Annotated in this window: 16 protein-coding genes; 6 read left to right on the plus strand and 10 right to left on the minus strand. The window is 43.5% G+C overall.

From position 1 onward, the window contains the following. Positions 1-16 precede the first annotated feature (16 nt). The 4 genes from G626_RS18035 to G626_RS0106415 form a co-directional block, all read right to left on the minus strand. Positions 17-184 (minus strand): hypothetical protein, encoded by a 168-nt coding sequence (locus G626_RS18035; RefSeq protein WP_022931959.1) that lies wholly within the window; start codon positions 182-184, stop codon positions 17-19. A gap of 126 nt (positions 185-310) precedes the next feature. Then, entirely contained in the window at positions 311-1,291 is a 981-nt protein-coding gene (locus tag G626_RS0106405; protein ID WP_022931960.1) for an SAM-dependent methyltransferase, read from the minus strand. A 12-nt stretch (positions 1,292-1,303) separates the two neighbouring features. Next, positions 1,304-1,660 (minus strand): PilZ domain-containing protein, encoded by a 357-nt coding sequence (locus G626_RS0106410; protein WP_022931961.1) that lies wholly within the window; start codon positions 1,658-1,660, stop codon positions 1,304-1,306. A gap of 50 nt (positions 1,661-1,710) precedes the next feature. Continuing rightward, positions 1,711-10,869 carry a hypothetical protein gene (locus tag G626_RS0106415; RefSeq protein ID WP_196800464.1) on the minus strand — a complete coding sequence of 3,053 codons (9,159 nt, stop codon included), beginning with the start codon at positions 10,867-10,869 and terminating at the stop codon, positions 1,711-1,713. A gap of 310 nt (positions 10,870-11,179) precedes the next feature. Here G626_RS0106415 and G626_RS0106420 point away from each other — a divergent pair, with 310 nt between their 5' ends. Next, a complete protein-coding gene (locus G626_RS0106420) occupies positions 11,180-12,790 on the plus strand; it encodes a glycoside hydrolase family 43 protein (protein WP_022931963.1) in 1,611 nt (536 codons plus the stop codon). A 72-nt stretch (positions 12,791-12,862) separates the two neighbouring features. After that, positions 12,863-14,950: a sialate O-acetylesterase gene (locus G626_RS0106425; protein ID WP_022931964.1), complete on the plus strand. Its 2,088-nt coding sequence runs from the start codon at positions 12,863-12,865 to the stop codon at positions 14,948-14,950. Between the two features lie 38 nt (positions 14,951-14,988). Here the strand turns inward: G626_RS0106425 and G626_RS0106430 are convergent, their stop codons facing one another. Continuing rightward, entirely contained in the window at positions 14,989-16,404 is a 1,416-nt protein-coding gene (locus G626_RS0106430; protein ID WP_022931965.1) for an amidophosphoribosyltransferase, read from the minus strand. Positions 16,405-16,484: 80 nt separating this feature from the next. After that, positions 16,485-16,862: a hypothetical protein gene (locus G626_RS15635; RefSeq protein WP_022931966.1), complete on the minus strand. Its 378-nt coding sequence runs from the start codon at positions 16,860-16,862 to the stop codon at positions 16,485-16,487. A gap of 128 nt (positions 16,863-16,990) precedes the next feature. Here G626_RS15635 and G626_RS0106440 point away from each other — a divergent pair, with 128 nt between their 5' ends. Both G626_RS0106440 and G626_RS0106445 read left to right on the plus strand, forming a co-directional pair. Continuing rightward, positions 16,991-17,884: a TatD family hydrolase gene (locus G626_RS0106440; protein WP_022931967.1), complete on the plus strand. Its 894-nt coding sequence runs from the start codon at positions 16,991-16,993 to the stop codon at positions 17,882-17,884. Between the two features lie 49 nt (positions 17,885-17,933). Continuing rightward, the gene (locus tag G626_RS0106445; RefSeq protein WP_022931968.1) at positions 17,934-18,557 is read left to right on the plus strand and encodes a hypothetical protein; all 624 of its coding nucleotides are present in this window, start codon (positions 17,934-17,936) and stop codon (positions 18,555-18,557) included. Here the strand turns inward: G626_RS0106445 and G626_RS17350 are convergent. From G626_RS17350 to G626_RS0106460, 3 genes are all read right to left on the minus strand, one after another. Then, entirely contained in the window at positions 18,540-19,217 is a 678-nt protein-coding gene (locus tag G626_RS17350) for a pseudouridine synthase (protein ID WP_156003216.1), read from the minus strand. The genes G626_RS0106445 and G626_RS17350 overlap by 18 nt on opposite strands. A 68-nt stretch (positions 19,218-19,285) precedes the next feature. Beyond that, on the minus strand, positions 19,286-20,326 hold the full coding sequence (locus G626_RS0106455) for a DNA-methyltransferase (RefSeq protein ID WP_027727016.1): 1,041 nt from the start codon (positions 20,324-20,326) through the stop codon (positions 19,286-19,288). Positions 20,327-20,342: 16 nt separating this feature from the next. Beyond that, the gene (locus tag G626_RS0106460; protein ID WP_022931970.1) at positions 20,343-21,422 is read right to left on the minus strand and encodes an endonuclease/exonuclease/phosphatase family protein; all 1,080 of its coding nucleotides are present in this window, start codon (positions 21,420-21,422) and stop codon (positions 20,343-20,345) included. Positions 21,423-21,492: 70 nt separating this feature from the next. Between G626_RS0106460 and G626_RS0106465 the strand changes: the two genes are divergently transcribed. Next, the gene (locus G626_RS0106465; protein ID WP_022931971.1) at positions 21,493-23,052 is read left to right on the plus strand and encodes a sodium:solute symporter family protein; all 1,560 of its coding nucleotides are present in this window, start codon (positions 21,493-21,495) and stop codon (positions 23,050-23,052) included. Positions 23,053-23,212: 160 nt separating this feature from the next. Here the strand turns inward: G626_RS0106465 and G626_RS0106470 are convergent, their stop codons facing one another. After that, complete coding sequence (locus tag G626_RS0106470) at positions 23,213-24,130, minus strand: homoserine O-succinyltransferase (RefSeq protein ID WP_022931972.1); 918 nt, start codon at positions 24,128-24,130, stop codon at positions 23,213-23,215. A 72-nt stretch (positions 24,131-24,202) separates the two neighbouring features. On the opposite strand from G626_RS0106470, the gene G626_RS0106475 reads away from it, so the two are divergent. Beyond that, on the plus strand, positions 24,203-25,207 hold the full coding sequence (locus tag G626_RS0106475; protein ID WP_022931973.1) for an alpha/beta hydrolase fold domain-containing protein: 1,005 nt from the start codon (positions 24,203-24,205) through the stop codon (positions 25,205-25,207). Positions 25,208-25,221: the final 14 nt, after the last annotated feature.

Consider the following 25,221-nt stretch of genomic DNA (forward strand, 5'->3'; position numbering starts at 1 on the left):
TAACTGAGGGTTGAAGCTAAGCTGTCTGACAGTTGTAGAGATAGAACAGTGTGAGCTGGAAAATCTCTTCAGGTGAACCGCAGTTTGAAATAAGTTTTTTGATGTACTTCTTCATGTTCTGTGGGTAGTTTGTGTTGTCTACAGCCAGATAATAAGCTTCCTTTTTTGCATTTAAACTCTGCATTTTAACTCTCCTAATTACCTACATATATTATCGGAAAATACAGAGAATTTCAATAGTTAAAGTTAGTTAAAGTTAGAACATGTGGTTTCGATACGCCCTCCGGGCTACTCAACCACCGGAAAACGGTTAATGCGTGTGAATCCAGGTGAGCTCGTGCTTGTTGTAATTCAGGTGTACAATGCGGCTGCCCGGAATATCAGCAAATTCCTGAATAAGCGGCCAGTTGATTTCGCCCTGCATTTTAATTGTGCAGATCATATTGAGTTCCGGCTTATATTCCAGCCACTTTTTAATCCATTCAAGAAGGCGTTCCGGATAGCAGATTACATCAGAAAAGACCCAGTCTACAGGGCCAAGCTCTTCCGGCTTAAGGGTAAAGGCATCGTGGGCCTGGAAGGTTACCAGCGGATTATTCATCAGAGATTCAGCGAGAGGGGCACGGTCAACGGCGTATACCGAAGCTCCCAGTCCAACCAGAACCCAGGTCCAGCCACCAGGGCAGGCTCCGGCTTCAAAACAGCGCTGACCGGCCGCAGGTAATTCTGTTCCGTTCAGGATGTTTGCCATGGTAAGCGATTCCTGAATTTTTAAGTAGGCGCGGCTTGGCGGATTTTCATGGTCTTCTATAAAGTGCAGGGTACCTGCCGGCAGAGTGCTGTTTGTGCGGGCACTTGCAATCATGGTGTGTTCATCAATTAAAGTGTAAAGGCCCATCGGGGATGAAGGGATTTTTACGGGGAAGCTGCGGTCTTTAAGATTGATGTAAGGCAGCTTTTCCTGAATCAGCTGGGCACGGCGAAAACAGGTGTACTGATAAGGTGCCCAGTTTCTCTGAAGCTTTTTGAGTTCTCCGGCGGCTTCTCCAATCGAATCAAACTTTAAGAAGAAAGGCTCCAGCATAACGGTGCGGGCCCAGTAGGGCAGGCGATTTTCTGACATGCTGCTGCCGTTGTCGCCGTTATCATCAAAATCAAGATTTTCATAATAGAGAAGGTCGCCGTAGCGATTGTCAGGTTTTCGGGTAATTCCAAATCGGCCGGCCAGTTCAGAAATAAGTAAATCAGCCTGCTCAGGAAATGCAAGAAATGCAAGGTTTCTGGTATTCATAAGGTGTCCGTTTTAGACTATATCCGGTAAATCATCTTTTAGAATTGATTCAAGATGTTTAATAAAATCTTCGAGTTTATGTGCGTCCGGGGAATAGTTGATTTTAAAACCGATAAAGGTATTGCCTTCCTGTTCTTTTACCCACTGAGGTGTGCAGATTAAATTGAGAGGAGTTCCGTTAGCACCGTGTAATGGGGAAAGCTTTACATCATATTCATTTTCCAGATCTACAACTACAGGAAATGAATAATGAACTTTGCATCCTGTGAGACTTATATCGTCCAGAATGCCAGGGAGAGCGCAGATTTCCGGTGCAGTGATGCGGCCGATTTCTTCATACCGTGTATGCAGTCGGTTTTCTTGTTCCATTCATTTAGTATAGATGATTTTTCTTATGTCGGCAAGCACAGCGAACTTGTTTACTTGACAACCATAACCTTACGGGTCTCGTCTATACCGCCACCCAGGACTCGAACAAAGTACATACCTCGGGCAACTGCTTTGCCGTTTCTGTTTTTACCGTTCCAGGTGTAGTAATATTCTCCGGCTTTTGTGTTGCCCCGGTTCAGGTAGGTAATGATGTTTCCATCCAGAGTCATAACACAGACGGTAAGGTTTCCATCCTCCGGCATATCAACTATAACTACAGTTTTTTCTTCATTACTTGCGTTGATTACATTGTTCAAAATGGTAACGCCGCCACGCTGAGAAGTAATTGCCTTTATCTTGAATGACCACAAATCAAGCGTGTTCAAATCAGTTGTGTCCTGCATTCGCAGACTGTAAAGAGGAACCGGTATGCTGAGTGAAAGATTAAATTTATCTGTCGAAACATCATAATAAGGATTGTTGTAAATTCTAACAGGATTGTTCTCATCTTCCATAAGACCAAACATAAAACTTATCTGACTTTTATTTTCCCAGGCAGAAACAGTTTCTTTTGAGAGATTGAATATTGAGTTTGCAGAGTTTTCTTGTGTCAGGCTTCCGTCTGTGTAAACAAAATTTGTGTTGTTTGCAGCCGCAAGAGCTCGGAAAGATCCGTCAGTCAAATCCGGGAGCCAGATTCTGAAATTAGTTCCAAAGTCTGTATTCATCTGGCTTGAGACTGATTCTGCATCCGGAGAAGGGGAGAGGTAAATTCTGATTTTATCATTTGCCTTTGTGTCTGCAACAATGGAAGCTGGATATCCTGCCGGTAGAGTTCCGTAATTCTGCTGGTCTGCATTCCAGTTGTGTACGGCCCAGCTGCCCGCTTCATAAAGACCATTCATAATAGGCTCGCCTTCATAAATCATGTCGGTAGAATAAGCGTATAGCGGATTTACATAATTAACTGCAAAATCCGAAAGGGCGTGGGCACTGTACATGCTCATGTAGTTGCCAAGATAATCTTGGATAAGAGTTACTCGTGAACCGGTGTTGTTGGTGAGTGGGTCGGAACCGGTCTGTGGATATTCTGCTGGTGTAATTAACTGCACGTAACAATTCTTAAGACTTTCAATATCAATTTCTTTTATCGTAGCGAGCTTGATACAGGTGAATGAATCATTTGAGAAGTTTTCAATGATTTCTGCAGGCACAGAAGTGTCTATTTGATTTTCTGTGCTGACAATTGTATTTCCGCCGGCATCAATTGAGATTATGCGGAAACATCTTGGAAGAATGTTTGTAAAATCAGGATAAGGGGTATTAAAAATAGCTGTTCCTGAGTCATCTCGGAATTTTACTTTTGAAGAATCTGTGACAATCTGCTTTACAAAAATAATGTAAATTGATTTTGAATCCACAGGACTTATAATAACATCGAATGACGGAGGCGTTCGGTCAATTGTCTTAGAGGTCTTGTTACGCAGACGATTTCCGGCAAGGTCTGTAAGATAGCCAAGTAAATCATTATAAGAGAAGGCAAAAGTTGTATCAACAGAAAGATTTGAGTCTGAAAGACCAAGACCAAGATAAAGTCCATCAGGATCGTTTGCAGGACGCATTGGTGCTGAAGATCCTGTAAAGAGCTGAGAAACTACAGTTGTATGAAGGTTTGCAATTCCAGTCTGGAAGTCTGTCGAAGGCGATGGATTATTCGGGCTGGTTGAATATTTGAAAGCAGGAGAAATATTTGCCTTTGTTGAGAAGCGGATTCCTCCGGTGGTACGGACTGCGTCTGATGCGAATGGACGGGCTCCACCGATTATGTCGGCAGCATAGGAGTAGTCTGGTGCTTTAAGATTTGCCTTTGAAGCTTCTGAGCCAGGATTACACCATCCGATTTCTGTAAACCATTCTGCCTCATCACTTGTGGTGTAGCTAGGCGTATTATCAAAGAAGTGGAAGTCAATTCGGTCGAGGGTAGAACCAGAACCGTTTGTGTTTCCGATTGCCTCTGACATTTCCTGTTCACCCCATTCTGTTTCCTTTGAGAAGCGGAGTGGGGTAAAGACTGGTGAAGAGAGGTCCCATTCACTGTAAGTATCTGGAGAAGGTGCTGCGAGTAGTCCTGTAGAGTTTGCTTGTACATGAGGTTCTGTTGGATTCACAGGATATTTAATCTGACTGTTTGGAATGACAGCTTTGTCTTGTACCATAGTATTTGTATCAGAAATTGCAGAAACGACTTTTCCTGTAAACTGACTTGCATACTCAATATAACCCGGCCATTTTTTGTATTCGTTTCCAGCGTAATCTGTAACTGTTCCATCCGTCCAGCCTGCAATAGAAAGACGAATGGAATAGTCATCATTACGGTAAAGGGCATTCATGTATTTATTTGCTGAACCCTGAGAGCCGGTGTAAAGAATACTGTCTGAAATTTTTGCAAGTCCTGCAAAAGAAAGAGTCTGTGGTGAGCTTGTAGCAATGTTTTCCTGAATTGCTCCAAAACTGTCTGTTACCTGAATGTTTTCAGCATTGTTTGAAATACTGTCAGAGTTGAAGGTAACCGGCTCTGAATATCGGAATTCCAGGAAGTTATGTGAATCATAAGAGTGCTGGCTTGCTTCGCCGGTGGCTGTGTCGTAGGCATCGTGCAGCTCCTGGCCGGTACGGACTGTCCAGAGAACAGGACCGGTTTTGTCTTCAACGTCGTGAGTTGAACCTGTACCACCATAAGCAGGTTCTGTTGCAGTAGCGGAGGGTCTTACGCTGTAGTTGTTGAGACGCTTGCCCCAGATATCTGTAAGGATAAATGGCATTGTTGAAAGTGCACGCGGGAAGTCGAGGCAAGGACGGGTAGTGTGATGTACGCCATTGCGGTCTGAGCTATTGCTGTTTGGTTCTCCGTTCTTTCCTGTTGCATCTGTGTTCCAGGCTCCAAGAGGAGAAGAGTTCTGATTGCTGGCCTGGATATAACAATAGTAGTAAGTTGTTCCTGCAATTTCTTCATGAGGGAAACTTGCTCCTACTGCGAGTGAACTTGAACTTGTGCAATCCGGCTGAGAGAAAAATCCTGTGAAGGTTCCATTTGCGTTATCATTCTGGTCATGGAATTTCAGGTTCTCTATAGTATGTGAATGGAAACGTACCGGTCTGTTAAAGTTTATGCGGATTGCATTGTCGCGAACGGTATAGGCTGCTGTGATTATGAATTCATCAAAATCTACATTATGATTTGAGTTCGCAACACCTTCTGTACAATCAAGCGTAACGAGGCGAGCCTTTGAGCCATCAGTATATTGTGTAGATGTACCGCCATTGCAGATAACATTACAGTAAGAAACTACCGAATGGTAGGCTTCTGCAAAACCGTTTGTCGGAGTTGTGAGGTCCGGAAGTTGAAGTTTCCAGGTTCCTGTACCAGTAAGACTTGTTCCATTTGCATAAAAGTTTTTGCCGGCAGAAATTGTTGTTCCGGCAACAACCGAAAGTGTAGCAGAGTAAGTTGAAGTTGCCGGCAAGCTTGAACCATCTGGAAGGTTTGGATAGCTTTCAGGTATATAATTTGCCTTGCTCCAGCTAAGACCCTCGGTCCAGCTAAGACTTGATCTGTTTGCAATATACGAGTATTCATTAGCAACACCAGTGGTGTTGTTGGTTTCTGAATAAGGGTGTCCTGTTTCATTTCCTAAAACAAGAATATCTTTTGTTACGTTTATATCAGCATTTGCTGTTACCGGGCCTTTGTACAATACAAGATTTTCGCTTACGTTTGTTTTTCCCTTAATTGTAATGCCTGCAGTAGAGCTGCCGGTAATTATAAGGTTTTCACTGATGCTGATGGTGTCGTGTGTAGTTCCAACAGCTGCAACGTTTCCAAAATCAGCATTTGAAGAAGGTGACAGCTGAACAAAGCAGTTAAGGTTTGCAGTACCGTTACCCGAAGTACTTCCAAAGCTTCCGCTGAGAATCAAATTGCTGCAGTTGATTGTAACTGGAGTTCCTGTTGTATTTGCGAGATAAATATTTTTGCCGGTAGCGGTAAGAATTCCTGTGATATTTGTTGGACCGGCTGTGTGTGTAAAGTTACTATCGAGCGTTAGTGTCGGTGTTGTTGAATCACCAATGGAAACTGTTCCGTTTGTATAAATTGTTCCGGCGGCACCAGTTCCAATTGTTGTAATGCTTCCGCCTTTGTTGAAACTGATTGCACCGGTGTGTGAAGCATCATCCTTGAAGTTGCTGATAGTTACTGAACCGTTGAAGCTTGTACTTGCTGCAGTTTTTATAGAAAGGGTAGAGGCATTAACTGTGCTTCCAAAGGTGATGTCTGTGGCATTATCCAGATTAAGTGTTGCAGAGTTAACTGCACCAGTGTAATTTTGAGTTGTTGTTGTACTGATTGTTGCAGTGCCTGTTGTAGTGAGGGCTGCTGTTGTAAGGGAACCAGTAACCGAGAAGGAATTGGTCAGATTAATTAATCCACCAGTATAAGAAAAATCGCTGCCAAGATTTCCGCCCTTAGAAAATGTCAGATTTCCGGTAGTTCCGGTTATTACAAGCTGATTAAGCTTTGCAGCTGCAGTACCGGCTGTTCCACTAAAGGTTATTGGTTTTGTTCCTGAAGAAATGGTAAGTGTGTTAGCTGCACTTGAAACATTTGCTGAAGCGTTTGTGAATGAAACTCCACCGTTTGCTGCGTTTATTGCAGTAAGCGATAAGTCTTTATTGAGATTAAGAGAATTCTTAAAAGTCAGGCTGCCACTGGTTGAACTGATGGCTGGAGCTGACGTTGCAGTTGACTGAACAGTTACCGCATTATTATAAATCTGATTTCCAGAGGTAGTAATTGTTGAGCAGCTTCCATCAATAAATACTGCGCCAACAGTTTCCAGAGTTGTTGAAGCAGCAGTACCATTAATATTTCCCTTAAAGGTAATGCTTGTGCTTGCATCAATTTTTGTTGTACCGGTTAAAGTCAGAGCGCCGGTTTCTACGGTGCCGGTAACCTTAAGAGTTTCTTTCAGGCTTGTAGGGCCAGCTGTGTATGTAAAGTTGTTTCCAAGAACTCCGCCCTTATTAAAGGTGAGGAGGCCGGTAGTGGTATTGGTTATTACAAGCTGTCCAAGAGAAGCCGTTGTAGTTCCTGCCGTGCAATCAAATGTAATTGGTTTTGTTCCTGATGAAATTGTGAGAATCTTATTTCCGGAAACATTTTTAGTTGCATCAGTAAAATAAACTCCGCCGTTTGTTCCGTCAGTTGCCGAAAGAGTAAGGTCCTGTGCAAGTGTAAGTGAATTATTAAAACTAAGCTTACCGGCAGAAGAGCTGATGGTTGGCTCAGAGGTTGTCGTACTCGCAATACTAACCGCCCCATTATAAGTCTGGTCGCCGGTGGTAGTAATTGCAGTACAGTTTGCATCAATAGTTAGAGGACCTGTTATTGAAAGTTCTGCTGATGAACCTGACGCTTCTGTTACAGCCCCATAAAAGGTTGTGCTTGAAGCTGATATTGAAACTTGTGGAGCTCCTAAGCTGACTGTTCCATCATAAATTTGTGTTCCGGAGGTAGTAATTGAAATATCAGAAGCACTGTCAAATACCACATTCTTTGTAGAAAGCGAAACAAGACTGGAAACATTTCCTTTGAAGGTGGTTGCTGCTGCTGTGCTTCCCCCTGCAGGATCTGCAATTGTAAGGGAAGCCGATGAAGCTCCTGTAACTGTGCCATTAAACTGAATGGTTTTAGATGCAGGTGCTTTGAGTGTGGTAGTACCAGAAATTGTAACGGCGCCGTTATATGTATGGTCTCCGGAAGTTGTTACATTCTGGATTTTGATGACAGCACAATCAATATTCAGACTGTCGGCATTTGCTTTGTCTGCTATCGTAATTGATGTTGCTCCCTTTAATGAAACAGCACCTGCAATAAAAGCAGGGGAGTCAGTTGAGCCAGCAGTCACGGTTCCTGAGAACTGGTTAGAGCTATTACTTAATTCTACGGCTTTTCCAGTTCCCGCTTTAATTGTTGTAGTTCCATTTACAGTTAATGCGCTGTTAGTGGTTACAGGTTTTGAAATGATGAGATTGTTGAATACTCCGCTGTTCCAGTTGGTAAGAGTAGATGAAACAGCGTCATCATAATATTCTACAGAACCGGTTCCGTTATTTATTGTACCTGTAACAGAAACAGTTTCATTTCCCTTAAGAAGAACTTTTCCGTTATTTGTGATGCTGTTTACTGAGAGGTCTTTACCATTCAGATTCAGGCTGCCGGTATCGGCAATAGTTATTGTTCCAAAATCATCGGTAGCATATGAGATATCAACATCATCCGCTAATTCTGGTGTTCCGCCAGCCGGTATACTTATGATTGTGCCTTTTCCTGGAACAGAAGCAGGTGACCAGTTGCCTGCAATAGCCCATGAGGAATCTACATTTCCTGTCCAGGTATAAGTATTGCCAGGGAAAGCCCAGTTTGAGTTTCCGCCGTTATCTGTACTTCCAGTTGTGGTAAAGATAACTCCACTTGTAGTAGAGTTGTTGTTGTATGAGTTTGTTACAGAAAGATTTTCTAAGGTTGCTGGATTAGCACAAATAATGTTCCATGTTCCTGATCCTTCTGGAACAAGATTCAGTTTATTTCCGCTGGTTCCTGAAAGTGCAAGTGTACCATTTACAGTTTGAGTTTTTCCTGCTTCAAAAGAAATAGTTTTTCCACCAAGACCTGTAGCCGTAAAATCATTAAAGGAATTATCGCCGTTAATGATAAGAGAACGTGATGTTGAAAAATTATAAAAACTTTGAGGTGAGGCGGGGCCTGTAACAGTTACGGCGCTGTCAGCTGTTCCTCCAATCTGGACTGTGCCGCTTGAGTGTGTAAAAGTTGTTCCCGATAAATCAAGATTTGATTCAAAAATACTTGTGCCGCTGGAAAGGGTGAGATTTGCGCTTGTTCCAGAATAAGCGCCCTTAAAGATTGCAGCACCGTTACAGGTAATTGTTCCACTTGAATTGTTAACAGCGTCACCAAAAGTAACTGCTCCAGGACAAGTAATTAAACCACTGTTTGTTACAGCAGGTGAAACAGTAATTCCAGCTTTAAGCTCTGCTTTTGAACCAGAAGAAAGAGAAATAGTTTTTCCTGTTCCACTTATAGCAGAAACATCAAAAGTAAGTTTTTGTGAATTGGTCTGAATTGAAGTAGTAGTGGCAGCAAATTCAATTTCATCAAGGGTGATGCTGTTATCACTTGTAGCTGTGCTTTTAAAAAGCGGTGTGTCTATTATTAGTTTTTGGCTGCCTGTTATGGTATTTGCAAAATCAATTTCTGAATCTGATTTTATTGTAGCAAGATTATTTATCTGAAGAGTATTGTTGTAAGTTTGAGTACTGCTTGTTGTAATGCCTGTACATCCGGAAGCAAGACTAGCCGGGCCGTTTACTTCAAGACTTGTAATTGCCGTGCTCGCACCAACAACTCCGTTGAAACTAATCGAAGAAGATCCTGAATTGAGGGTCAAAGAGCTGGCGCCATTAATGGCAGAAAAAGCTTGAGTTCCTGTAGTAGTAATTGCGTTGCCGCTTCCGGCAAGTGAAAGACTTCCAAGTTCAACTGAAGTTGAATCAATTATTCCTGATGAAAGAATTACTTCTTTTGTTGTGCTTCCTAATTGAACAGCCTGTGCCTGTAAAGTTCCTGTAATTTGAGTAATACCATTTGTGTGTGTAAAATTACCGTTTATTTCAGCACCAGCATTAAATGTGATTTTTCCTGTATGAGTTGCGGCATTTGTAAATGTAGTAAATTCCGGAGTGTTGGCAAATATGGTTTCTGTACCACGTGTGATTGTAAAAGCATCAATCTCGCAGCTGCCGTTTATTGTAAGTGTACCGGAACCTGTTTTGTTTTCCTGTATGTTTGAGTAGTGATTATTTCCAGCCGCGAATACCTGATTTTCGGTTCCTGTAAAAATCAGATTTCCTGTACCTGTAATATCTGCGGTAGAAGTTACATCCTTTGAAACAGAAATATTTCCAGAATTATTTATTGCTGCGTTATTTGTAAAGTCTCCGGCTGTGATGCTTCCGGAATTTGCGAGTGTGCCTTTATTAATTAAGGAGTCTGTTTTGATTTTTCCACCGGCTCCTATGGTAAGTTCAGAGCCTGTTGCATTTAAGTTTACAGATTTTAATGCAACTGCAGATATATCACTTGTAAGATTTGGATAGGAAGAAACGCCGCCTGGAATTATGGCATTCATATTCTTTGCAGGAATACCATTTGTCCAGTTTGAAATATTATTCCAGGCGTTGTCTCCGGCCGAACCAGTCCAGGTAGTATCTGCTGACTGTTGTGTGTAAAAGAGCGGAGTTCCAAGAAGCGTTGCTGTTGTTGTTCCTTCGTATAAAGCAAGACTGATACCATGACCTGGTTCTATTGATTCTGGCAATTCTACAGTAATTGTCATTGTGCTGGCAGCCGGGGAATTTGATAAAGTTGTTGCATCGGTGTTTATTGCTGTTCCATTGACTTTATAAGTTTCTCCTGTGCCGGTAAAAGTTGCCTTAAAAGTAATATCTGTAAAATCTACAGGTACTGGAGGTGTGTCTGAGGTCTGACTTGAAATAGTGATTGTTATAGTGGCACCTGGGGCAGGTACTCCGCTTGAAGTAATAGTGTAAGTGCCGCTCGCAACTGTAGGTTGTATAGCACCTGTAAATGTGAGTGTATTACCTGTTCCGTAAGAAGTATTATAATTAGCTGGTATTGTAAATGAGCTTGAACCGGTTCCATCAACAGTTGTTTTTCCTTCACCATTTGTAAGCAGCATATCCGAAACCGAAATATTTGTGTTATTAAGATAAAGGGAGTTTTCTCCGTCATCATTTGTATCGAATTGAGATGTGGTCAAAGAACCGTTTTGTAAAACCAGATTTCCGACGTCAGTTTGTCCAAGTCGAAGTCTTGTATTGATATCTAAGGCTTTCCCATTAAGATTAAGAGTTACTGTATTAGCAGCTCCTGTTAAAATAAACAGATTGTCAATTTCTACATAATCTGAAAGTGTGATAGTTACATTAGCTGATAATGTAACAGTATCAGTAGCTTGAGGAACACCAGTAGGGCTCCAGTTTCCGGCAGTATTCCAGTCGTTATTACCAGCATTACCGGTCCATGTTCTATCTGCTGCGCTCAAGCTCACACACAACATCATAAAAATGGTGATAAAAACGAGGAGTTTTGTTGAGAAATGAGCTTTTATTTTTTGCAGACAGTTATCCATATCTTCTATATTATTATCGGCTATTTATTGTATCATATATAGAAGATTTTTCTACAATTAACAGGGGAAATAGGGGACTTTCCTTCTATAAAAATAATTCAGATGGTGGTATTCTAGTATTATACAAAGTCATTCCGAACTTGTTTCGGAATCTTTTATAATAGATCCTGAATCAAGTTCAGGATGACGCCTGAATCAAGTTCAGGATGACGGTTATTTTGAGGATGTCATGGCCACACGTATTATCAATCCAATTCTCCCGGGATTTTATCCGGATCCTTCTATATGTGAAGCGGGGGGGTATTATTATCTTGTATGCTCTTCTTTTTCTTATTTTCCGGGGTTGCCGGTATTTAAGAGCAAGAATCTTGTTTCCTGGGAGCAGATTGGAAATGTGATTGACCGGCCGGAGCAGCTGGATTTTACCGGTCAGGGTGTTTCTCGGGGGCTTTTTGCGCCTACAATCCGCTTTCATGAGGGAAAATTTTATTGCATTTGTACTCAGGTTGATAAAATCGGGAACTTTTTTGTTACGGCTGATCATCCGGAAGGTCCCTGGTCTAATCCAATCCAAATTGAAGGCGCGGAAGGTATAGACCCGTCTCTTTTTTTTGATGATGACGGTACAGTCTGGTATGCGGGAACCCGGCCTGCTCCGGAAGGTCCTAAGTATGAAGGCAACTGGGAAATCTGGATTCAGAAAATTGATTTGAATACGGGTAAGCTTTACGGCGACTCAAAAGGAATCTGGCGGGGGGCGCTGAAAAACTGTGTCTGGCCCGAAGGTCCGCATATCTATAAAGTAAATGGAATGTATTATCTGCTGCATGCGGAAGGCGGCACAGGGGCTAATCATGCTGTTTGTGTTGCCCGCTGCCAGACTATAGACGGGGAGTGGGAAGGTAAGCCTTCTAATCCGATTTTGACCCATCGAAATCTTGGAAATACTGCCCGCATCCGCAATGTTGGCCATGCCGACCTTGTCTGCGCTGATAATAAATGGTGGATGTGCTGTCTTGCAAGCCGGCCTTATGGTGAAGCTGGACACCGTTTCTGTAATATGGGACGGGAAACCTTCCTTGTTCCTGTTATCTGGGAGGATGACTGGCCGGTTGCGAGCTGGGAGACAGGCCTTGTTGAAAATGCCTACAGTCTTAGCGGCCACGTTGTAGCGCGTGATTATGATGATGCGGATGCTGTTTCTTTCCCTGCTGTAGATGATTTTAATTCAGATGAACTTGATTCTTACTGGTTGAGTCTTCGCAGACCTGCCGGCGACTTCTGTAATTGCAAAGAAGAATCAGGAATGCTAAGAATTTATGGCGGAGAAAGTGTTACAGGAAATGGAAATGTTTCTATGATTTTACGCCGGCAGACAGGTTTCAGTTATGAGGCTAGTGCAAAGCTTACAGCTCATTTTGATGAAAATGAAGATGCTACGGGTCTTATTCTCTTCCAGAATGAAAGTTATAACTACCGCCTGCAAATTGTTCTTAAGGGAAAAATTATTGTTCTGCAGCTTGTAAGAACTCAAGGCGGGGAAGAGACTGTTCTTGCAGAAGAGGTAATGACTGGGGGACGTAAGGTTGCACCAATTACTCTTCGTATAGTTGCAGAGCATCAGAAACTGCGTTTTGAGTATGGCCCTGATGAACGTAACCTTATGCTGCTTGCAGAAAATATTGATGCTACAATTTTGAGTACAGAGGTTGCTGGTGGATTTGTTGGAACTGTTGTCGGTATGTTTGCAGTATGTGGCGGCGACTATAAAGAAAAAAAGTTCTATGCAGATTTTGACTGGTTCCGCTACGAAAATAGTGGCAGAGAATGGATTTGTTAATGTATAATGATATATGGTGGTTGAGTAGGCGAAGCCGTATCGAAACCACCATTGTCCTATAGGAGAAAAAACGTGAAAGGTACTTTTAAGATTAAAGGAATTGTTGGCTCTGGAATGGTTCTGCAGCGAAATAAGATTAACTGCATTTATGGAACGGCGGAGGTCTACTCTGACGTTATTATGGAATTCCGTGGCACTACTTCAATTACTCAGTCAGACGAGGACGGAAATTGGAAAATCGAATTCAGTCCCGGAGAAGCTGGGGGACCTTTCAGCATGAGAATTAAATGCGATGAGCATACCGTTGAGTTTAAGGACATCTACGTAGGCGAAGTCTGGGTAAGCTCGGGACAGTCGAATGCACAGCTGCCAATGGAGCGCCTTAAGTTTTCTTATCCGGAAGAATTCATGCAGCCAAGAAATGAGCGAATCCGCATGCTCACTGTGCCAATCAACTGGTCTCTCGATGGCGAGAAAGATGAAATAGTTGATGTTGGCTGGCAGTCTAATGCGGACGAAGGCACTAAAGCAGAAGGCTTAAGCAGCGGCGTAAACTGGATTTGTGCTTCTCCGGAAACTCTGGGCGGAATGTCTGGTACCGGTTACTTTTTTGCAAAAAGACTTTCCAGCGAACTTGATGTTCCTGTTGGAATTATCAATGCCAGTCAGGGCGGTTCTCCAATTGCATCCTGGCTTAGTCAGCAGGCCCTGGAAGAAATGGGCGATAAAAAAGAATATTTGAGTCAGATTGTTGAATATCTGGCAGAAGGCCGTGCTGCAGCAAAGCAGAAGGAAATGACCGAAAATAATGAGGAGTGGAACAAAGAGCTTTACGGCGCTGCTAGCGCTCCTGAAAAAATGTACGATGAAGTTTGCGAGGAAGTTGACGGCTGGCGTGCTGTTCAGATTCCGGGTAATTTTGATGTTGAAAGTGCAGGCTTCTACTGGTTCAAAAAAGTAATTGAGCTTACAGCAGAACAGGTTCAGCATTTTAATACATTTAAAACCTGGCTCTGGATGGGAACTATTGTTGATGCTGATACGGCCTGGGTAAATGGTGTAAAGGTTGGTGAAACTCCTTACTGTTATCCTCCTCGCCGCTACCTGGTTCCGGCCGGTACTTTGCACGAGGGTAAAAACGTAATTGCACTTCGTGTTCAGAAAAACAGCAAAAACGGGCCTCTCCGCTTCTTTACAGAAAAGCCTTATTACTTATTTACTGATAATACTTTTGTTGCTCCTTGTGCTTACAGAAATCTTGAGGAGCGTACAGAATCCTTGTATCCGCTTGATGGGGAGCGAATTGATTTGAGCGGCGAGTGGAAGATGAAAGCAGATGCTCAGGTGCGAGATTGTCCTCCGGGGATGTTCTTTGAATGGCTTCCTACAGCTCTTTACAATTCTATGCTGGCACCTTGTTTTAAGCATGCAATTGCAGGCGCCCTCTGGTATCAGGGAGAATCTGATGCCGGCCGTCCTGCTGAGTACAAGGATCTGCTCCTTAAACTGATTGATTTGTGGCGTCATAAGTTTGTTTACGGTTCAAAGAATCTTCCATTTGTGATTGTTCAGCTTCCTAACTGGAGCGATGGCTGGAATGAAGATTCTGCAAATAAAGATGGCGGCTGGGCAAATATCCGCCAGGTTCAATCTGATGTTGCAGAAATTGCTGGAGACACAGGCCTTGTTGTCGCAATTGATGCGGGTGAATGGAACGACCTTCACCCGGAAAAGAAAAAGACTATCGGTTCCCGTGCGGCTAAAGAGGCCTTGAGAATTGCCTACGGTAAGAGCTTTATCTCTCCTTCGCCAAAGGCTGACTACTGCGAATATAAGCATGGCCGCTACCGAGTTCGCTTTGACTGCGGAAACTCTGCCTTAGTGGCTCACACTGTGCGCGGCAAGCGTGCCGACCTTAATACAGAAAGCAAGGATAAGGCTGTTTACGGCTTTAGCCTTTTGTACAGCAAGAAGGGCGTAGAAGGTGTAATCGAAGCCGATGCCAAACTGATTGATGATTACACAGTTGAAGTTGATGTGCCTCGCGGAATCGGCGACGTGCTCGAACTCCGCTACCTCTGGGCAGACAGCCCGGCTCCGGTAAACCTCTATTCAAGAAACCAGCTGCCGGCCGTACCGTTTAGAATCATTCAGAAGTAAAAAAAATAGCCGGCTCACATCAGTGAGTCGGCTATTTTTTACTCTTTACCATTCCAGCAGTAAGTACACAACTTCTCATGTGGAAGACCTGTACTGTCCAGCATGTCGTCGAGGCGATGGAAGCGCAGGGTTGTAAAGTGCAGCTGCTTGCGGATTTCTTCTACCATCTTTGCATACTCAGGAGTGTCTGGGTCGCAGTATTTCTGCAGAGTCTCTTCGCTTACATTGTCGCCTTCAAACTGCTTGATAACTCGTCTTGTAATCAAATCCATTTCGCTCTTTGAACGGCTGAAGTTTAGATATTTACAGCCGTAAACAAGAGGAGGGCAGGCAGGACGGATGTGTACTTCCTTGGCACCGCTTCTGTAAAGATAATCTGTAGTTTCGCGAAGCTGAGTTCCGCGAACAATCGAATCATCAATCAAAAGAATCTTCTTGCCTTCAATCAGCTGCTGAATAGGAATCAGCTTCATATGTGCAACCTGATTTCTGATATCCTGATTTGTAGGCATAAAAGAACGAGACCAGGTTGGAGTGTATTTAATGAAGGGACGGGTGAATGGAATTCCGCTTTCGTTAGCGTAGCCTACCGCGTGGGCAGTTCCGCTGTCTGGAACACCGGCAACAGCATCCGGGTGAACATTGTCCTTGTCACGGCGGGCAAGGAAGCGGCCGCAGTTGTAGCGCATGGCCTCAACGTTAACGCCTTCGTAGCAGGCAGTAGGGTAGCCGTAGTAAATCCAGAGGAAGGTACAAATCTTCATCTCTTTACCAGGCTGCTGAAGAACTTCCATTTTGTCGGCATTAAAGAAAACAATCTCGGCAGGGCCAAGCTCGTGGTAATCCTTGTAGCCAAGATTCATGTAAGCATAGTTTTCAAAGCTGGCACAGAAAGCGCCGTCCTTGTGACCAATTTCAACCGGGGTACGGCCAAGCTTGTCGCGGGCAGCATAAATACCATCGGCAGTCAAAATCAGCATGGAAATGGAACCCTTGATTTTTTCCTGAACAAACTTGATTCCCTCAACGATTGTGTCCTTGTGATTAAGGAGGGCAACAATGAGCTCGGTCTGGTTGATTTCGCCGCCGCTCATTTCCAGGAAGTGTGTGTAGCCCGAGTTGAGAACTTCTTCAACAAGCTCGTCTTTATTAGTCACGATTCCGACAGTTGTAATTGCAAAGTTTCCAAGGTGAGAGTGCACCAGCAGAGGCTGTGGCTCAAAATCAGAAATACAGCCGATTCCCATTTTGCCGTGCAGGTCTTCCATATCATTTTCGAATTTAGTTCTGAAAGGTGAGTTCTGAATATTGTGAATTGAGCGCGAAAAGTGGCCGTCCGGAGTAACCACAGCAATACCGCCGCGTCGTGTGCCAAGGTGGGAGTGATAGTCCACTCCAAAAAACAAATCCAACGAACAGTCGTCTTTAGATGCAACACCAAAATATCCGCCCATTTCAAATCCTCTTATAAAAGCCGCGTCATCTGCGGTAAAAAATATGCGGATAGTATAGTGATTTTGATGATTTATTTCAATTAAGCGTCTATCTGGAAAAGTTCTCCGGCCATAGGCTGAGCCCCGGCAAGAAGGAAAGACTGCTGAGCTACTGTCTGCTGAATCTGCTTCTGGTACTGTTCGATGAGGGCCTGAGCCTGGTCGTCGCTGATGTCAGAAATTGATTCTTTTGGCTTATTCTGAATTGCAGAAATGCGGTCTATAAGAGAGTTTAAGATTCTGATTTTGCTGATTGAAACACCCTGCTGTCCGTTGCCTGCTGCAACGCCTGAAACATGGTCAAAGTGTGAATAAAGGAGTGCATTGCGGCTTACAGGAACATAAAGCTTACCTGCCGCACCACCAATGGCACCGCTGTATGAATAAGCATTGCTGAAATTTCCTATTGCACTTGTCATGATATTCTCCAGTCCCTTCCACTTTTTAGATTCTACCTAAATTGTCGGAAGCTGAAAAAAAAAGATTAGAAAAATATCATCATAACATCTGGACTGACAGTCAGCCCGCAATATGATATTATCATCTCATGTTTTCAGATACTCACTTTCATTTTAAGATGATGACTACAGAGCGGGGTGTGGATGGCGTAGAAACTCTTTCTGCCATGGCGACCCGTAATGTTTTTTTTGGACTTGATATAGGAACTCATTCTGATGATTTAGCAGAGCGGCAGGCTTGCGTGGAGAAGGCTATTGCAGGAATTTCTGACAGCAAGCTGGCTGCAAAGGCCCGCGACTTTATGTATTTTACGGCTGGAATCTGGCCGGATGTTGGCGCAATTCATGACAGGGAAAATCAGATGAAGATTTTGCGTCAGTCGATTGAAACTGCTGCTGCCGGCGCAGATCAGGACACCTTGCACCGCCGTATTGTTGCAGTTGGCGAGTGCGGACTTGACCATCACTGGAACCCGAGCGGGGAAGATGGCCGCTGCGAATCTGATTTTGATGAGGCAACCTACCGTGGTGAGCGCGAAATGTTTGAGGCTCATCTTGAACTGGCCCGCGAACTTAAACTGCCCGTAATTGTTCACAGTCGTGATGCCTTTGAAGATTCTCTGGATTGTATAAAAAATGTCGGTTACGATAATGGAATCATTCACTGCTATAGTTATGGAATTGACGAGGCCCGTGCCTTTCTTGACCGGGGCTGGTACATTGCCTTTGGCGGCGCAATCACCTATAACAAAAAGGCAAAGCTTGAAGCGATTAAAGAACTGTTGCGTTTTGTTCCTGCGGACCGCTTTTTGTGTGAAACAGATGCGCCTTACCTGGCGCCTGTGCCATTGCGTGGCACAGTAAATACACCGGTAAATGTTGAGCATGTTTACAAGTTTGCAGCAGAGGTGCGTGGTACAAGTCCGGAAGAACTCAGTAATCTTGTGGATGAAAATATAAAACATCTTTTTTTCGACAAGTAAAAATATCTGTGCTATCATTAGTATATATATTGAAAAAAAGGAGTTTATGATGAAAAAGTTAATTTGTTTTTTCAGTGTTTTGATGGTTGCAACTTGTCTTTTTGCGGCAGGTGCAAAATGGAAGTCTGCAGATATTTATCATCAGAAAAAGCTTGATAAATTGATTGAAACTTATAATCTTACAAAGACTTATGAGAATAAGGGTGTTCAGCTTTATAAGAATGAAGAGACTTCAGATTATATATACATCATGAAGGATGGCAGTGAAGAGAATAATGATAAGCGTACTTTCTTTGTAAGCTTTGCCTCTCTTGGAGGAGTATTTGATTCCTGTTCAGTTTATGGTGGTTTCACAAATTTTTCTCAGAATGTAAAATATATGTATTCCTTTATTAATGAAGGTAATACAGCAATCCAGAAGGGTGATTTTACCGGAAAATCTACTTATGTGTGGAAAGATCCTCAGTATGTTTATTATATTATCTTTGTTAGAAGATTGATGGCTTTCCGAGATATGCAGACTCTTCAAAATGAATTAGGTATTACTCCTCCAGAAGATGTTGCTGAAAGATATGCTTATTTTGGAAACTGGCTTACTGAAAACAGTAAAGATGAAAAGGTTCATATAAAACTTGCAAATGAGTATAAAAAATACTTAAAGGAACATAAGTAATTCTTTTTCGTCATCGGTAAGAGGACGCCACTGGCCGGCTTTGAGGTCTGGCGGCAGTTCGAGTTTACCGATGGCAAGACGTTCGAGTTCTGTGACCTCGTTGCCGAGGGCACGGAAAATGCGGCGCACCTCGTGGAACTTTCCTTCGGTCACGGTAATTTTGCAGATTGAAGCAGTTTCGAAAATAATTGTGGCGGGCAGAGCTTTCTGCTCGCCATATTTTTTTTCTGGGGGAAGGATCAGGCCGGTGGCGGCGCGGTTTATGTATTCTTTTTGATTTTCCACAGAGACCGGCGCTGCAAGTTTTGCCCGATAGGTTTTTGTTAAACGGTGGTTGAGTAGGCCAGAGGCCGTATCGAAACCACCCGGGGGTACGACTTTTTCGAGGTTTACGGTGGTTTCGATACGCCCTGTCGGGCACTCAACCACCGTACTTTCTGGCTTAACCACCGCACCGGCGGTAATTTTGTTTGAAAAATTTCCGTCGTTAGTTATTAATAACAATCCGCTGGTGTCGCAGTCCAGGCGGCCTACGGTGTGAAGCCGGCAGCCCCGCGGCGCCTCGCTAACCAGCTCCTGCAGTTCCGGTGTCAAAAGTTCGTAAACTGTTTTATGAGAATCCGAAGCCGCCGCACAAACATAACCGCAGGGTTTATTCATTATGAGATAATAGTATTGTGAAGGCTTTGTGCATTTTCTCACGGGACAGACTCCGCGGGTCGGGCCGCTTATTTCTTCTGCAGTGCCGCAGTGTTTCTTTCCCAGAAGACCCCGTCGCTGTAGCCCTGAATTGATTTATCGCTTTCTGCCAGTTCAAGTCTTTTTTCCGCAAGCAGACAGTACTCTTCGCTCAGTTCAACTCCGCACCAGTGGCGGCCGAGTTTTTTTGCAACAACGCTCGCTGTACCGCTTCCGAGGAATGGATCAAAAACTACATCACCCGGCTTTGACGAAGCCAGAATCAGTTTTGCATAAAGCTTTTCCGGCTTCTGGGTAGGGTGGTCTGTGTTTTCCGGCATAGACCAGAAGGGCACGCTTATATCATCCCAGAAATTAGAAGGGCAGGTTAGTCTGAACTTACCGTCTTCGCTGTCGTCCCAGTCCTTTGGCTTTCCACCGGCGCCGCCCTCTCTGTAAGGCGCAATTACCCGGCGCTTAATCTTTACGGCTTCTAAATCAAAATAATAATCAGCCGGATTTTTTACTGCATACCAGATATCTTCCATTCCGTTTTTCCAGTTGGCCTTTGCGCCCCGGCCTTTTTCTCTCTGCCAGGTGATGCGGTTTAAAATTGTAAGCTCGCGCTCAATAACCCGCTGCAGGGCGGCAGTGCACTTCCAGTCGCCGCACATGTAAAGAGAGCCGTTTGGCTTGAGCTTGCGGCAAACTTGAGGAAACCAGGTCATAAGGTATTCTTCATAAGCGTTATCCTTGCGCTCGTTAAATACCTTACCGCCAAAGTTCTTTGTGAGGTTGTAGGGAGGATCAATGATGATTAAATCTGCAAAGGAGTCCGGCAGGTGGGGAAGGGCCTGTAAGAGGTCGGCATTTATTGTACGGTCGAGTACTGTACGGTGGTTGAGTAGGCCAGAGGCCGTATCGAAACCACCCGGGGGTACGACTTTTTCGAGGTTTACGGTGGTTTCGATACGCCCTGTCGGGCACTCAACCACCGGATTCAACGTAACCAGCCGCCCACGCAGCCTTGTCCTGTCTTCATCACTTAATGTAATTGTCCGGTTTCTTCCCGCTCGGATTTTTTCTTCCATAAATATCAGCTGGCCGCTACTTTAGCTGGAAGTTCATATAAACCGGATTATGATCTGCGTTCTGGAAATCTTCATCAATAACATTCATAGAAAGCTTTTCAACATTCGGCGAAATGATAAATCCGTCAATTACATAATACTGCCACTTGTGGGCACGGGCATTTTCATCATTGTAAGGTGCTTCGAGAGAACGGCAGGTAGGTTTTGAATCATCATAAACAAAAGCCCAGCCCGGAGCGAGCATGTCTGCATCGAGCTGTCCCGGAATCCAGCCGTCTGGTGCAATTACAGGGAAGGCTTCAGAGCCCGGGAATTTCTGATTAAAGTCGCCGCCGGCAATTACATAATTTCCCTTTGCATATTCCGACTCAAGGAATTCCTTAAGCATATTAGTCTGAGCAATTTTACCCTCTCCGCTGTCATAAGCTTCCAGATGGAAGTTTACAAGCACAAGCTCGCGGCCGGAATCACCACCGTTTTCATAGACAGGGATGCGGGTAACCAGCATACAGCGCTTGAGGTTTGCAACGCGGATAGGCCACTTAAAAGGAACCGGAAGGGCACGGCGCTGGGCAGAAGTTGTTTCAAAGCTTGTGTGAATTGAAACGCCGCTTCCAACGAGTCCCATAGGAGGGAAAGGAATAGGAACAAAAAGACATTTGTAGTTGTAGGCAAAGGCACCGCCCTTTCCTGTAAGATTATTGATTCCTTCAAACTGATTGATTTTATATGAACGTTTTGACTTTACATCAATTTCCTGAATAAAAAGAATATCAGAATAATGAGTTCCAATAGTTTCTTTTATTCCTTTATAATACTGCTCTACATTTTCTTTTGATTTTGGCAGACTTGTCTTTCCGCCATCCATAAAGAAGTCCTCATTTTTACCAAGACCAGAATAACCGATATTCCAGCTCATAATAGAGTAGCTTTTGCCTGGAATGAGCATTTCATTTTTACTGGTAAAAGGCAGGTCTTCAACAGCTTTAGGTCTGTATTCAACAACAGTCAAAAACAGAAAAAGAAGAATAACAAATAAAAGTACTGCGCCAACAAGGGCTGCCGGAATAATCCAAAAAAGATGTTTTCGCTTCATAATGATTTATTATAGCGCACTTTTTTAATACTAGTAAATAAAAGTTTTTTTTGTTATTATACATAGTATCATGATTATAAAACTATCTTTACTTATCGTTTTCTTCGCCGTTTTCATTTTTGTAGGTATTAAATGCCGTGCAGTTTCAAACAATGTAAACGGTTATGTTTTGGGAGGCAGAACCGTAGGTCCCTGGCTCACCGCTTTTGCTTACGGTACCTCTTACTTTTCTGCCGTAATCTTCGTTGGTTATGCCGGACAGTTCGGCTGGAACTTTGGTGTTGCTTCAACCTGGATTGGTCTTGGAAATGCCTTCATTGGTTCTCTTATGCCTTGGGCAATCCTCGGTCGCCGCACCCGCGTTATGACCCAGCACTTGAACTCAAAGACCATGCCTGATTTCTTTGGTCAGCGCTATGAATCAAAGGGTCTCAAGGTTGCTGCTTCTGCAATCACTTTCCTCTTTTTGATTCCTTATACAGCATCGCTTTTCAACGGCCTTTCACGCCTTTTCCGCATGGCTTTTAATGTTGACTATTCAGTTTGTGTAATTGTTATGGCTGTACTCACTGCAATCTACGTAATCGTAGGTGGTTATATGGCAACTGCTGTAAACGACTTCATTCAGGGAATCATCATGCTCATTGGTATTGTTGCAGTAATCCTCGCAGTTCTTTCTAAGAACGGCGGTTTTATGCAGTCTATGGCTTTGATGTCTGAAATTGAATCTCCAGTTATGAAGGGGGCTTACTCTTCCTTCCTGGGACCTCAACCTTTCTACCTTCTGATTGTAGTTCTTCTTACTTCTCTCGGAACCTGGGGACTTCCTCAGATGGTTGGAAAGTTCTACGCAATCAAAAATGAACGCTCTGTAAAAATCGGTACAATGATTTCTACATTCTTTGCCATCATCATCGCCGGCGGTTGTTACTTCCTCGGTGGCTTTGGCCGTCTCTTCCTTACACCTGAGCAGGTTAAGACAGAAGGTTTTGATGCTGTTGTTCCTACAATGCTTTCGGGACTCGGAGATGTTCTTATTGCTGTAGTTTTGATTCTTGTACTCTCTGCTTCTATGTCTACTCTTTCTTCATTGGTTTTGACTTCAAGCTCAACACTTACTCTCGACTTCATCAACTCATTTAAAAAGAAGGAATCATCTGATAAAAAGAATCTTTTTGTACTCCGCATTTTCGTTGCAGTATTCATTGTAATTTCTGCAGTAATTGCAATTGTTCAGGCTAAGTCAAAGGTAACCTTTATTGCTCAGCTCATGGGTGTTTCATGGGGTGCTCTTTCAGGTGCCTTCCTTGCTCCTTTCCTTTACGGTCTCTACTGGAAGAAAACAAGTAAGGCTGCTGTTGCAACTTCTTTCTGCTTCGGTGTTGTAATGATGATTATTCAGCTCAGCATTTCGCTTGGTCTCTGCCACGTATCAGGACCTGTTCTTGGTTTGATTTTCAAGAACTCACTTTACTCTGGTGTATTCAGCATGCTGGCTTCTCTGATTATCGTTCCTCTTGTAAGCTTCTGTACATCAAAGACCCGCCCAACCGGCGTAGACAAAATGTTCGACTGTTACAACACAACAGTTACAGTTCATACAACTGAAGCTTTGACAGAGGAAGACTAATAAGTTATTAACGGAACGAAATCCAATAACACGCCCGGAAAAAAAGCCCATCAGCTACGCGGCTGTGACTACGCTGACAGCAAGTCAAGCTTGCTGCAGCGCACCACAGAGTGTAGCTGATGGGCAATTTTTTTTCCGGGCTTACTGTTATTGGCTTTCGCTACTTAATAGACGAAAGATTAAACGGCGTTGCCTGATAAACGTAATAGTTCAGCCAGTTTGAATAGAAGAGGTGTGCCGTTGCCCGCCAGTAACTTGTAGGCATGCGGTTTACGTTGTTTGTAGGGAAGTAGTTCTTTGGCAGCGGAACCTTCATGCCCTTGTCTGTGTCGCGGTAGTATTCCTGAGCCAGAGTCATTGTATCGTATTCAAGATGACCGGTCATAAAGATTTCACGGTTGTCTTTTGATTTCAAAATTGTAACGCCTGCTTCTGCACTTTCTGCAAGAATTACCAGTTCAGGATGTTTTAAGATATCTTCTTTTACAAGAGTAGTATGACGGCTCTGCGGAATAGGGAAGGTGTCATCAAAACCTCGCAGCAGAGGGTCGCCGTCAACACAGCGTTCATTCATAAAAATGCCTGACATCTTTCTTTCGAGTCCATGCTTTGGAATTCCATAATGATGATAAAGCCCCGCAAAGCAGCCCCAGCATAAATACAGGGTTGAATAAACATTCTGTCTTGCGTAATCCATGATTTTGCAAAGCTCATCCCAGTAATCAACATCAGTAAATTCAATCTGCTCGAGAGGTGCGCCGGTAATCAGCATTCCGTCGAACTTCTGATTGTAGAGCTCGCTGGAAGGAATGTAAAAACGGTCCAGGTAACTTTCATCAGTATTTTTGCTTGTATGATTTTCCATGTGAACAAGGGAGATTTCAATCTGAAGGGGAGTGTTACCCAAAAGGCGAAGGAGTTGAGTTTCTGTAACTTCCTTGTTAGGCATAAGATTTACGATGGCAATTTTAAGAGGACGGATGTCCTGCTCCAGGGCCCGTTTTTCGGTCATGACGAAGATATTCTCTTTTTCAAGTATTGAACATGCTGGTAAATCTGACTGAATTTTAATTGGCATAGAATATCCTCCTGTTTGTGTATTGACGCCTATTGTAGCAGAACACAAGATTTTTTGCTATAATAATCAGCTATGGAAAACAAAAACGACCGCAAAGGTGCAATTAAAAAGCTTAAACTGCTTACCTTTGGATCAAAATCAAATGTAGACACTTTCCGCGCAAAACTCGACGAAGGCTTTAAAACTGTATTCCTTCCAAACGGAGTTGAGCGTACTGAATATAAATACGGCAACGTTGAATGCGACGTGCTGGCACCGGAAATCTATTCTTCAAACAGGGTAATGCTTTATATTCACGGAGGCTCTTTTGTGGGCGGCTCCCGCCTTACTTATGCCAGCTTCTGTGCATCTCTTGCAACAAAATGCTTTTGCCGCGTAGTTGTTCCAGAGTACCGCCTGGCTCCGGCTTTCCCATTCCCTGCTGCTAACGAAGACATTCAGAACGTATTCAAATCTCTTTTTACAGAAGAACAGATTGCCTGCTCTCTCAATGCAGAAAAAGGAGCAAAGCCTCAGCTGCCGGAAATCATTATTGCCGCCGACAGCTCAGCCGCTCCAATTGCCTGTTCGCTCATTTTTAATTTACGTGAACGCTACCGTTCCTGTATCAAACAGGTAATTCTTTTTTCTCCATGGCTTGATGTGTCTGAATGTTCAAAGTTGATTCAAACAAAAAAAATCAGCGATGAGGTTATGAGCGGCGACGTCCTTCGCAAGAGCTCTTCTATTTATACTTACGAATCAAATACAAAAAGCCCTATGGTTTCTCCTCTGCTTGCGGGAGATGATTCTCTTCAGAATTTCCCTCCGGTATTTATTCAGATGGGCGAAAAAGAAATACTTCTGGATGATGCAAAAGAGTTTGCCTTTAATCTGCAGAATGCGGGAAATGAATGTGTACTTGATATCTGGCCAAACATGATGTTTATGTTCCAGATGGCAGATGAATATCTTCACGAATCTCATCTTGCTCTTGATAAGGTTGGTAAGGTTGTAACTGAAGGAACTATGGACAAGGCTGCAGTACAGATAGAAAACAAGCCAAAGCTTGAACACAGTTTGAAGTCTGAGGCTTAGGACAGAGGTACCTT

Source organism: Treponema bryantii NK4A124 (assembly GCF_000421345.1).
Taxonomy (GTDB): Bacteria; Spirochaetota; Spirochaetia; order Treponematales; family Treponemataceae; genus Treponema_D; species Treponema_D bryantii_B.